Raw genomic sequence first — 12,363 nt, 5'->3', positions numbered from 1 at the left:
CGAAATTTGACAAACGCGGGAAGTCTGAATGAAGATTTGTCTTTCATAAATTGTGATTAGTGTATTTTATTTGTAGTATTTTTGTATCATGAACACATTGCCTGTTACAATCCGTTTCCAAGAATTATCCGAATTAGATACTGTTGCAGCTTCATTGCTGCGTATCGGGGAGCATGTCTCCGTTTGGTTATTCAACGGTTCCATGGGCGTTGGAAAAACTACATTGATCAAAAAACTGTGTGAGCAGCTGGGCGTAAAATCGATCGTGCAAAGTCCGACTTTTTCGATCGTCAATGAATACATCACAGAAAAAGGCCGACCTGTTTATCATTTTGATTTTTATCGTATCAAAACTGAATTTGAGGCACTGGATATTGGTGTCGAGGAATATTTTGATTCAGGTGGATTTTGTTTTGTAGAATGGCCGGAGAAAATTGAATCACTCTGGCCATATCCTCACATGCTGATCAATCTGAAACTGGACGAGAATGGGGAGCGGGTTTTAGAAATTCACAAGGAGAAATAAACGACGGCAAATTATTATCAACACTACTCATCTAAATTTGTAATTTAATTTTTTACCCTTTCCATGGCACAGCCTCAAATAATTGGTTTTGAAGAATTGGCGAAACAGTCGGCACTGTATCCGCAGGAGTCATTATTGGCGACCCGAAAAAATCAGAATTCTTTACTTATTGGTTTGCCCAAAGAAGTTTCTTTGCAGGAAAACAGGATCGCCCTCACACCGGATGCCGTTAGTATTCTGGTGAGAAACGGCCATGAAGTCTGGGTGGAGAAAAATGCCGGAAAAGGAGCCAACTTTTCGGATCATGATTACAGTGAGGCAGGAGCAAGTATCGTTCCGGGTCCCAAAGAGGTATATCAGGCAAACCTGATCCTGAAAGTGGAGCCGCTTGTCGAGGAAGAATTTGAATACATTAAACCGGGAACAACACTCATTTCGGCTCTTAACTTACCGACACTTGAAAAAAAATATTTTGAGAGACTTAACAATGCAAAAATAACCGGAATCGGATATGAGCTGATCGGTGATCAGGTTGGTGGAAAGCCCATTATTCGGGCCATGGGAGAAATTGCCGGAAGCACCGTTTTGCTGATTGCCGCGGAATATCTCTCGAATCCAAGCGGTGGCAGAGGTATTATTCTAGGTGGAATTACCGGAGTGCCTCCCAGTAAAATTGTAATTCTTGGTGCCGGTACAGTCGCCGAATATGCAACCCGTGCCGCTATCGGTTTTGGTGCAGACGTCAAAATTTTTGACAAACATATTTATCGATTACAAAGGCTAAAATATTCGATTGGGCAAAATCTTTACACATCCATCATAGATTCTGATACCCTGGCAGAGGCGATCAGCCGTGCCGATGTGGTAATTGGAACAATGCGTGCCGACAATGGTATGAGTCCGATGGTTGTTACAAAAGAAATGGTTTCTCAAATGAAACCCGGTTCAGTGATTATCGATGTCAGTATCGATCAAGGCGGATCATTTGAGACTTCGAGAATGACAACGCATAAAAACCCGACTTTCAAATTCAATGACGTCATTCATTATTGTGTACCTAACATTCCGTCACGCGTAGCCAATACGGCAAGCACCGCTTTAAGTAATGTATTTTTGCCTTTTTTACTGCAAACGGGAACAATTGGAGGCATCGAGGAAATGATTTATGCAAATCGTTGGTTTATGAAAGGAGTGTATTGCCACAAAGGAACATTGACAAACTCACACATCGCCAGAAGTTTTAACATGCGTTACAAAGATCTGACGTTGTTGCTGGCAGCAAGAATGTGAGCATTACCATCGTAGGGGCCGACTCGGCAGTCAGCGGATCGACTGTTATTGATGGAACTTTTGAAGGTATAACAGATAGCGAATATAAAAACAAAATAAAGGTTGAGAGCCAATGCCGAAAGCTGATAGCCGACTGCCGATAGCCAATTATGATTAACAACAGTAATGAAAATTCCCTGATGGACGATGCCAACTCGCCTGAGTTGAACCGGAAACTGATGGGGCAGGTATCCCAGGATTTTGTCCGGGTTGCTGATCAATTGAAAGATGCATCTTACCAGATCAGAAAACGCGGATTTTCTGAAAATCCGATATTTGTAATTACCAATGAAGAAGTTGACCTTGGTGTTTTGCTGATCGGCTCGACAGAATTGACGAATCGATATAACTATCGCGCTTCATACATGAATGAATTTGTGGAACGAAAGCTGATAGGGGAAGAGTCAGTTCTGCTTTTTCAGGAGAACTATAAAAATGCGGATGAATATTGCTGCCTGTTTGCATTAATCGGTGATTTCTCTGGTTTTATTTTTGTTCCATATCCGGAGGATAATTAATTACAGCTAGAAATTATTAGAAAACGCTACTAATTTTTTTCTATCGGCTAACTTATTCAATTAAGTTGGCCGATTTTTTTATGTACTCAATTACAGCTTCTTACATTTTCGGGAGATCTTGCTAAATCGTTTTTAAACGCATTCCGGTTTTTTATTTTTGAAGATTGCTCTTATTAAAATTTAATAATAAGGCTTCTAAGGAATAATTAAAATTATTTAATTATTGAAAAAAGTAGGATATTTGTAGAATTACATGAATTGTATAATAAAGTTTCGCAATTCTTAACAGCAACCTATGTATAATATTTAACTAATGGAGAATTTATGAAAGAAAAATTACTAAGGACCTCTTTAAGAATCTTTATTCTTTTGGGTTTATCCTTTACATTATCGCCAGTTCTCGCTCAGGATAGAACGGTGAAAGGTAAGGTATTAGATGAAAATGACTCGGGATTGCCGGGTGCATCTGTAACGATTAAGGGCAGTACTGCCGGGACAAATGCTGATGCAAATGGAGATTTTACTTTGTCAGGTGTTAGTAGCACTTCTGTACTTGTCGTATCTTCTATCGGATATGTAAAACAAGAGATCACTGTTGGAAACCAGACAGATTTTTCTGTGAAAATGGTAGCTGATGTGGCTAATTTACAAGAAGTTGTAGTTACTGCACTTGGTATTTCGAAGGACGCCAGAAAATTGGGTTATTCTGTGACCACAATCGGTGGCGACCTGATGACTAAGGCCCGTGAAACGAATATTGCTAACTCACTCGCTGGTCGGGTTGCTGGTTTGAACGTTAAAGGTACAAGCGGAGGACCTGGTGGAACTGCGAAAATCCTTATGCGTGGTATGCCTAGTATGAACTCCGGTGGATCACCATTGGTGGTTATTAACGGAGTACCGATGGACAATACACAAAGAGGTTCAGCAGGTGAATGGGGTGGTGCTGATGGTGGTGACGGTATTGGTAACCTAAACCCAGATGACGTAGAGACCATGACTGTGCTTAAAGGCCAGGCTGCTTCGGCTCTTTTTGGTGCACGTGCTTCAAACGGTGTTATTTTGATCAAAACGAAAGCTGGTAAAAAAGGTGACTTTTCAATTGATTACAACCTGAACTATTCTGCTGATGCTCCAAGAGATATGACTGATTTTCAATATGAATACGGTCAGGGAATCGGCGGACAAAAGCCTACAACGGCTGCTGCTGCGCAGGTTTCAGCAAGAAGAAGCTGGGGAGCAAGATTGGACGGATCACAAGTTATCCAGTTTGACGGAAACGAGTATGCCTATTCTGCACAGAAAGATAACGTAAAGAATTTTTACAGAACGGGCTCCAACTTCACGAACAGTTTATCTGTAACGAAAGGTGGAGAAAACGGATCTTTCCGGCTTTCTGTTGCCAACCTGGATACAAAATCGATTATTGAAAACAGTGGTTTGAAAAGAAAAACTTTCAACCTGACTGCGGATCAGAATATCACTAAAAAGCTTAGCGTGAACGTGATGGCTAACTACGTGATTGAAAACGTAAAAAACAAGCCTATCCTAAGTGACGGACCAATGAACGCCAACAACGGTATGTTCCTTGCATCCAATATTGACCAGAGAATTCTTGCGCCAGGATTTGATCCTGTGACTGGAAAAGAAATTGTTTTCAGTGATGACGAATATGTGACCAACCCATATTTTGTTACAAGCCAATTTGTTAACGACGTAGATCGTAAACGATTGATCTCTGCACTTTCTACAAAGTATCAGTTTGCAAGCTGGTTGTACGCTCAGGCACGTGTAGGTTATGATAACGCAAACGACCGCATTTTCAAGGTTACGCCTTGGGGAACAGGTTTTTCTAATGCCGGCAGAGGTGGTCTTGATGAGTTGTCGAACGCGCAGCGTACGGAATTAAATGTTGATGGATTGATTGGTTTTAACAAAACATTCAACAACGACGAATTTACTGTGGATGCGATTGTAGGAGCGAATTTAAGAAGAAACCGTTACGAAAAAGTTCAGATCGGTGGTTCTCCATTTGTACTTCCTTACTTGTATAGTTTCAACAACGTTGTGAATTTCAACAGAGATTATGCAGTTTCAAACACTGAAGTTCAGTCTGCTTATTACAGTGTTGATCTTGGTTACAAAGGAATTTTGAATTTGACAACAACAGGTCGTTATGACACTTATTCAACTTTGCCAAGTTCAGCGCGTAGCATTTTTACTCCTTCAGTAACGGGATCTTTTGTTTTCAATGACATTATCGATGTTCCTAATTTGAGTTTTGGTAAGGTCAGAGCTTCTTACGCACGTACAAGTGGTGAGCCTTCGACTGCTTACGGAACTGCAATTTATTATGGTGTTGGAAACGCTTTCAACACAGTACCAACAGGTAATTTCAGCGATCAGCTTCCTAACCTGTTCCTTAAACCTTTCACGAAAAGTGAAGTTGAGGTTGGTTTAGACTTGAAATTCTTCGGTAATCGTCTTGGTCTTGACCTTGCTTACTATAGCCAGAAAACCGAGAATGAAATTATGCCTGCCAATTACAGTGCTGCAACAGGTTACGTAAGAGGTGTTGTTGGATCAGGCTCTGTACAAAACCGCGGACTTGAAGTTTTAGTAACAGGTACTCCCGTAAAAACGTCTAAGTTTGACTGGAATATCTCATTTAACCTGACATCGGTTAAAAATAAAATTCTTCAGACTGACGCTGATAACAACCCTATTTCGTTGGGTCAGAACAGAGCTACACTGGGTAACGCAACAACAGCATTTGTTGTTGGTGAAGCAGGTCCTCAGATCAGAGCTTATGACTACAAATATGCTGCAAATGGTGAGATCGTTGTAGATCAGTCTGGTCTGCCTGTGAGAGGAGATCTTATCAATCTTGGAACAGTACTTCCAACATTGTATGGCGGTATAAACAATGAGTTTAATGTGGGTGCTTTGAATTTCTCATTCCTTGTTGATTATAATTTCGGAAACAAGATTCTTTCAGCGACTGAAAACTATGCGTACAGAAGAGGATTGCATAAAGCAACACTTGAAGGTCGCGATGGTATCACAACCGGAGTTTCAGAAAGCGGCGCTGCGAATACAGTTGAGGCTTCTGCGGAAAATTATTACACTGCTCTGGCCAATAATGTTACTAAAATCAGTGTTGTTGATGGAGATTATATCAAGCTTCGTCAGCTTACACTTGGTTACAACATTCCTGCCCGCCTGATTGAAAAATGGCCTTTGGTACGTGCAGTTAACATTTCACTTGTATCACGTAATCTTTTTTACTTCATGAAAAAGACGACGAACATCGATCCGGAAGCAACCTTCGGTGCCAACCTGACTTATTCAGGTATTGAAGGAACCAGCTTGCCATCGACACGTAATTATGGTATCAATGTGAACTTTAAGTTTAAATGAGACAAACTATGAAAAAGAAACTTTTAATATTATTGCTCCTGACAGGCATGATACCTATGTCATGTACTGATGATTTTGACGAATTAAATACGGATCCTACAAAGGCATCAGGTACTACATTCGATCCTAATTTATTGCTGCCAAGTGTTCAATGGAAATATGTGAGCGGAACTGCAGGGTATAACGGTGCTATACTTTTCCAAAGCATGTGGGTGCAAATTCTTGCGTCAACATCATCAGGAGCTGCAAACTATTATTCGAACGCGGATAAATATGTGATTTCCAGCAATACAAATGCATACCTGGCTAACACCTGGAACACGGATTACAGTGCTGCAAGTTTTGCATACGAAATGGAGCAGCTTTCGAAAGATAAGCCTGCACTTTCAAATTTGATGAATACTGCGATCATCATGCAGGTTCAATCACTTGCGACAATGTCTGATATCTATGGAGATTTGCCGTATACAGACGCTTTAAGAGCAAAGGATGCGATAACACTGCCGGCTTATGATACCCAGGAAAGTGTTTACAAATCTTTATTGACTCGTTTGGATGCGGCCATCACTGCTCTTGACGCTTCAAAACCTTTGGTAACGAATGACGCTTTTGCAAACTACAAAGGAGATGTTGCCAAATGGAAAAAGTATGGTTATTCTCTTATGTTGAAGATGGCCATGCGTCTGGTTAAAGTGGATCTTGCTACGGCAAAAACATACGCTGAAAAAGCTGCTGCCGGTGGAACTTTCACAAGTGTGAGCGATGATGCCTATGTAGTTTCCGACGATGCAAATGGATATACAAACGGAAACGGAGCAGCACTATCAACACCTGCTGACGTTTATCAGGTAAGATGGAGTAAAACAATGATTGACTTTTTGAAGTCTACGAATGACCCTAGGTTAGGCGTTGTTGCAGAAGTTCCTGTTGCAGGTTTGGCAGGTAGCCAGAACGTTGCTGCCGGAAGCTCAGATCCTGCCATTCAGTTGGGATTGCCAAATGGTTATGACTTAAACGGTGGCGCAACAGATATTTCACGTTCTCCTGGTTACAACGGTGCCTCAGGTTCAGGTGCTGACGTAACACCAATCGGAAAATATTCTCGTCCAACGGGTGTATACAGAAGCAGAAGTGCTCCTTTATTTGTTCTTACTTATGCTGAAACCGAATTGCTGCTTGCAGAAGCTGCAACCCGCGGATTCTCGGTGGGCACTACAACAGCAGCTACCCATTATGCTAATGGCGTATCGGCTGGTATCCAGTCATTGGCCCGTTACGGTGCAACTGCAACGATCAGCGCATCTGTTGCTGATGCCTATGCCGCTGCACATCCATTGGTAACTGCGGATGCCTTGAAACAAATCAACGAACAATATTGGGCTGTAAACGGAACACTATTTAACTTCGTTGAAGCATGGAACAACTGGAAAAGATCAGGTTTTCCTGTACTTACTCCTGTGAATTATGTAGGTAATTTCTCAGGAGGCGTAATTCCAAGAAGACAAGTTTATCCGACAACAGAAGCTACTTTGAATTCAGCGAACTATAACGCTGCGGTTGGAAGAATTTCAGGTGGAGATGTATGGTCTGCCAGAAACTGGTGGGATAAATAATCAAAAAAACGGAGCAGAGGACTTTTACTCTGCTCCGTTTTTTTTAATAATCAATGCTGACTTCAACAAATTGTTGAAGTTTTTTTAGTTTTTATGATATATCTTTCGTTACATTTTTTACTTCCTTCTTCATGTTGACGAATAGAAAAAACAGTATTTATATATTCCTGGTTTTATTACTGGGAGCTCATTTTTCTGTTGCCCAGGCTCAGCAGCCACTTTTTCAACTACTGGCCCCCAGGCAGACAAATATTGATTTTAAGAATGATATCAATGAAGATGAAAGTCTGAACGTGATGGCCTATGAGTACTTTTACAATGGCGGAGGCGTAGCAGTTGGAGACCTTAATAATGACGGATTTGATGATTTGTTCTTTACTTCAAATCTTAAATCCAATAAACTATATCTTAACATGACCGGCGAAAAAGGTTCGCCGATTAAATTTAAAGACATCACAAACTCAGCCGGAAAAGGATTGGAAGGGCGAAAGGGTGGCTGGAAAACAGGTGTGACGATGGCCGATGTCAATGGTGACGGGCTGTTGGATATTCACGTTTGTTATTCAGGAAAGGTTGACGACGAAACAAGAAAAAATCAATTGTTCATCAATCAGGGTATCCAGAACGGGACCGTGAAATTTCTTGAACAGGCGAAGGAATATGGACTTGATAACATCAGTTACAGCACACAGGCAACTTTTTTTGACTATGACAATGACGGCGATCTGGATATGTTCCTGCTGAATCATAGCGTCAAAAAAATTGATAACATGGAATTGGCCAAGTTCAGAAAGGAGACGGATGAACTGGCAGGAAATAAACTTTTTGAAAACAGAAATAACAAGTTTGTTGAGGTGACCAAACAGGCTGGCATTTATCAATATCCGTTAACTTTTGGTCTTGGCGTGGCCATTGCTGATATCAATCTGGATGGTTTGCAGGACATTTATGTAACCAACGATTATAACGAGCCGGATTATCTATACCTCAATAACGGAAACGGTACTTTCAGGGAAGAAACCGAAATGTGTTTTCGCCATCTGGCCCAGTTTTCCATGGGGCTTGACATCGCTGATTTCAATAACGATGGTTTGCCGGATATTATGTCGCTCGATATGTTGCCGGAAGATAACAAGCGTCAGAAATTGCTTCAGTTGCAGGAAAATTATGAGTCTTTTGAGCTCATGATGAAACAAAATCTGAATCGGCAGTATATGCGAAATATGCTACAATTGAATAACGGAGACGGGACGTTCAGTGAAATCGCGCAGATTTCAGGCGTATCAAATACCGATTGGAGCTGGTGTCCGCTTCTGGCAGATTTTGATAATGACGGTTACAAAGACCTTTTTGTCACTAATGGTTATTTAAGAGATTATACAAACAAAGACTTCTTAAAATACTGGGGCGATTACAAAGTGCGCCAGGCAGTTAATAAAGAGCCCTTTTTATTGATGGACTTAATCAAGGCCATGCCGTCAACGAAACTCGCCAATTACATTTTTAAAAATAACAAAGACCTGACCTTTACAAAAATGCAGGATGTCTGGGGACTGAATAATCCTTCAGTTTCGAGTGGCGCAGTTTATGCCGATCTGGATAACGACGGCGACCTGGACCTGGTTGTTAGTAATATCAATGAGCCAGCCTTTATTTATCAGAATATGGGCCAGGAGCAGTTGAAGAGCAATTATTTACAGGTCAAATTAACGCAGCCGGATGGAAATAAAAATGCAGTAGGGGCGAAGGTTTTTCTTTTTTCAAAAGGAAAACAGCAGTATCAGGAAGTCAACCCCAACAGAGGCTATTTGTCATGCCTGCCTTTGAAACTTCATTTTGGTTTAGACCAGGATACGCAGGTTGATACCGTAAAAATCGTATGGCCGGACCAGAAGGAGCAGTGGCTTACCAATGTTTCGGCAAATCAGTTGCTGGTTGTTGAAAAGCAGTCGGGGAAATTGAAAAATGCAAATGCAGATCAGAAGAAGTTTAAGACGATATTGAGCAAAGCACCCAGTCCAATGACGTATCAGCATGAGGGTTTCAATGAGAATGATTTCAAACGCCAGCCTTTAATGCTTTCCATGTACTCACAAACCGGCCCGGTGGTGGCCAGTGGCGATGTAAACAAAGATGGTCTGGACGATATCTATATCAGTGGAGATCAGAACAAGCAGGGTAAAATTTGGTTGCAGGATAACAAAGGAGCTTTCTCCGAAATGGCTGGTTTTTCAATCGGGGATGAAAATGTTTCTGCTAATTCTGCAGCGCTTTTTTTTGATGCAAATGGCGACGGTTTCGACGATTTATATATAGCAAAAGGTGGTTATTCCCTTTTCGAGCCGAACACATTTTCTTTACAGGACGAAATTTATCTGAGCGATGGCAAAGGTAAACTGAATCTGGCGGTTCTATCTGTACCCAATATGAAAGCCAGCAGCAAATCCTGTGTGCGCCCCTGTGATTATGACGGTGATGGCGATATGGATCTGTTTGTTGGTGGCCGCGTAATTCCGGGAAGATATCCGGAAACGCCGACCTCATTTCTGCTAACAAATAATGGAAAGGGAGAATTTTCGATCACTCAGGTTCCATTTTCGAAAGTCGGTATGGTGACTGATGCGCAGTGGGCAGATATGGATAATGACCGCAGAAAAGATCTGGTGCTCTGTGGCGAATTTATGCCGGTAAAAATATTCGGTAATACAAAAGAAGGTTTTGTTGATAAAACACTTCAATATTTTCCTGTGGAAGAGTCAGGTTTTTGGTCGTCACTTTTGGTGGAAGATCTGGATGGCGATGGGAATAAGGATATCGTGGCTGGAAATTTCGGGACCAATTCGCAGATTAAAGTTTCGCATAAGGAGCCGGGAGAGCTTTATTTTGCTGATTTCGATAACAATGGTTCGATTGACCCATTTTTTAATTTTTATGTTCAGGGAAAATCTTACCCGTTCGTGAGCCGCGATGAGCTTAATGACCAGATTTATCCTATGCGGAAAAAATTCGCGTTTTATAAGGATTATGCAAATGCGGGCATGACTGAAATTTTTGCACCTGAGGTTTTGAATAAGGCAGAAAAACTTGTTTTTAACGAAGCCCGTTCAGTCTGTTTTATGAACAAAAACGGAAAATTTGAAAAACAGATCTTGCCAATTCAGGCGCAGTTTGCTCCGGTAACTTCGATCTCCTATCAGGATTTTGACCGGGATGGGAAGAACGATCTGATACTTCTTGGTAATAAGTCAGATAATCGTTTGAAGCTTGGAAGTATGGATGCAAATTATGGCTGTTACCTTAAAGGAAATGGCCAAGGTCAGTTCACTTATGTGGGCCAGCCGCAATCTGGCTTGTCAGTGGTGGGTGATGTAAAATCTGTTATAGAAATTAAAATTAAAAAAGACCCATACCTCGTGATTGGAGCATTTAACAAACCGCTTCAATTTTATCAAATAGAAAAAAAGTAATGAAAAAAATTCTTCTGATAAGTTTATTTATAACTCATTTAGCTACTGCTCAAAAATCAAAAAAAGAGCTGGATCGTTTTTTACAGCCTGCCATTTTTTCATTAACCATGGTCATGATCCATGACGTGGCTAATCCTCCTGCTGCCAGTCGGTTTTATACTTATTGCTTACTTGGGGCGCAGGAAATTGTTGCTCAAAACAATAAGGAGATTGTTTCGCCATCTGCTTATACGAAAGTATTTGGAAAAATAGAAATTGAAACAAGAACTGGATATGATTACAAGATCGCTGCGCTGTATTGTATCCTTGAAACCGGACGAATTATTTTACCTTCGGGTTATATGCTTGAAGAGGATCAGAAGAAATTTCTCTCAGATTTAAAAAAAGAAGGTTATTCTGATCAGCTGATCGGTCAATCTGTCGCCGTTGCGCAGGATGTTGCCAAAAAAATAATCGCATTTTCAAGTAATGATAACTATTCGACATTAAGTACCCGACTGCGTTACCGTCCTCTAAAAGGCGATGCGTATTGGTTCCCAACGCCTCCCGGTTATATCGAAGGCGTAGAGCCACACTGGAAAACAATCCGTCCGATGATGATTGATTCATGCGGACAGTTCAAACCAAAACCTCCCGTTGCTTTTAGTAAGGACAGCACAAGTGAATTTTATAAACTAACCTATGAAGTTTACGACGCCGGAAACAAACTGAATGAGGGTACACGCTTTATTGCTTCCTACTGGGATTGTAATCCGTTTGCGATTAACACCTCAGGGCACATGGCGATTGGTTTTAAAAAGATTAGTCCCGGCGGCCACTGGATAAATATTACCAGCATCGCTACGACAAAGGCGAAAGTAGATCTGGATCACGGAATTATGATCCATTCCATCGTTGCGGCTACGTTGATGGATGCGTTTATCAGTTGCTGGGATGAGAAATACAGAAGCAGTCGGATACGGCCGGAAACAGTTATTAACCGTTATATTGATCCTCGCTGGCAGCCGCTTTTGCAGACACCGCCCTTCCCGGAGTATACCAGCGGGCATAGTGTTATTTCGACCGCGGCTGCTGAAACGCTTACCTATTTTCTTGGTGACAAATTCTCTTTTACGGACAATACCGAAGTGATTTTTGACTTACCGACAAGAGATTTTCAATCCTTCCGTCAGGCAGCAGAAGAGGCTGCGATTTCCAGATTATATGGTGGAATTCATTATCGTGACGCTATTGTCAATGGTCAGGAACAAGGAAAAAATATTGGTGATTTTATTGTTCAAAAGGTGAAGTCCGCAGGTGTTAAACCTATGTTTTAAAATAAATTTTCCGGCCATTTATTTCAATATATGGTTGAAAATTGTAGATGTAACAAAGAAAACAATTAAACACATTTGCGTCACAACGATCGTCATACAGTATAAGTTGTATATTTGAGTCCGCTTTGACTTGAAATCGTTATAGTTTAGTCGGAAGCATTCGGATTACAATTG

The 12,363-nt window shown here is 41.1% G+C and carries 7 protein-coding genes; all 7 read left to right on the top strand.

All coding sequences use genetic code 11. From position 1 onward, the window contains the following. Window positions 1-88: 88 nt before the first annotated feature. Complete coding sequence (gene tsaE, locus AC1XUO_RS01130; protein ID WP_483327919.1) at window positions 89-526, top strand: tRNA (adenosine(37)-N6)-threonylcarbamoyltransferase complex ATPase subunit type 1 TsaE; 438 nt, start codon at window positions 89-91, stop codon at window positions 524-526. Window positions 527-589: 63 nt separating this feature from the next. Beyond that, window positions 590-1,816, top strand: a complete 1,227-nt coding sequence (locus AC1XUO_RS01125; protein WP_483327918.1) for an alanine dehydrogenase — start codon at window positions 590-592, stop codon at window positions 1,814-1,816. Window positions 1,817-1,965: 149 nt separating this feature from the next. Next, window positions 1,966-2,373, top strand: a complete 408-nt coding sequence (locus AC1XUO_RS01120; protein WP_483327917.1) for a hypothetical protein — start codon at window positions 1,966-1,968, stop codon at window positions 2,371-2,373. 324 nt (window positions 2,374-2,697) lie between these two features. Next, window positions 2,698-5,793: a SusC/RagA family TonB-linked outer membrane protein gene (locus tag AC1XUO_RS01115; RefSeq protein ID WP_483327916.1), complete on the top strand. Its 3,096-nt coding sequence runs from the start codon at window positions 2,698-2,700 to the stop codon at window positions 5,791-5,793. An 8-nt stretch (window positions 5,794-5,801) separates the two neighbouring features. Further along, window positions 5,802-7,406, top strand: a complete 1,605-nt coding sequence (locus AC1XUO_RS01110) for a SusD/RagB family nutrient-binding outer membrane lipoprotein (RefSeq protein ID WP_483327915.1) — start codon at window positions 5,802-5,804, stop codon at window positions 7,404-7,406. Between the two features lie 131 nt (window positions 7,407-7,537). Further along, window positions 7,538-10,873: a VCBS repeat-containing protein gene (locus AC1XUO_RS01105; RefSeq protein WP_483327914.1), complete on the top strand. Its 3,336-nt coding sequence runs from the start codon at window positions 7,538-7,540 to the stop codon at window positions 10,871-10,873. Further along, a complete protein-coding gene (locus AC1XUO_RS01100) occupies window positions 10,873-12,189 on the top strand; it encodes a vanadium-dependent haloperoxidase (RefSeq protein ID WP_483327913.1) in 1,317 nt (438 codons plus the stop codon). The genes AC1XUO_RS01105 and AC1XUO_RS01100 overlap by 1 nt, the downstream gene beginning before the upstream one ends. Window positions 12,190-12,363: the final 174 nt, after the last annotated feature.

It is taken from the genome of Dyadobacter sp. HNCC25DJ186, from assembly GCF_056895235.1.
The sequence above is the reverse complement of the archived record's forward strand: the minus strand, read 5'-3'. Positions and strand labels throughout refer to the sequence as shown.

Excerpts from the sequence above, each read along its gene's own strand:
- tsaE (WP_483327919.1), top strand. The coding sequence starts at position 89 with ATGAACACATTGCCTGTTACAATCCGTTTCCAAGAATTATCCGAATTA.
- AC1XUO_RS01125 (WP_483327918.1), top strand. The coding sequence starts at position 590 with ATGGCACAGCCTCAAATAATTGGTTTTGAAGAATTGGCGAAACAGTCG.
- AC1XUO_RS01120 (WP_483327917.1), top strand. The coding sequence starts at position 1,966 with ATGATTAACAACAGTAATGAAAATTCCCTGATGGACGATGCCAACTCG.
- AC1XUO_RS01115 (WP_483327916.1), top strand. The coding sequence starts at position 2,698 with ATGAAAGAAAAATTACTAAGGACCTCTTTAAGAATCTTTATTCTTTTG.
- AC1XUO_RS01110 (WP_483327915.1), top strand. The coding sequence starts at position 5,802 with ATGAAAAAGAAACTTTTAATATTATTGCTCCTGACAGGCATGATACCT.
- AC1XUO_RS01105 (WP_483327914.1), top strand. The coding sequence starts at position 7,538 with ATGTTGACGAATAGAAAAAACAGTATTTATATATTCCTGGTTTTATTA.
- AC1XUO_RS01100 (WP_483327913.1), top strand. The coding sequence starts at position 10,873 with ATGAAAAAAATTCTTCTGATAAGTTTATTTATAACTCATTTAGCTACT.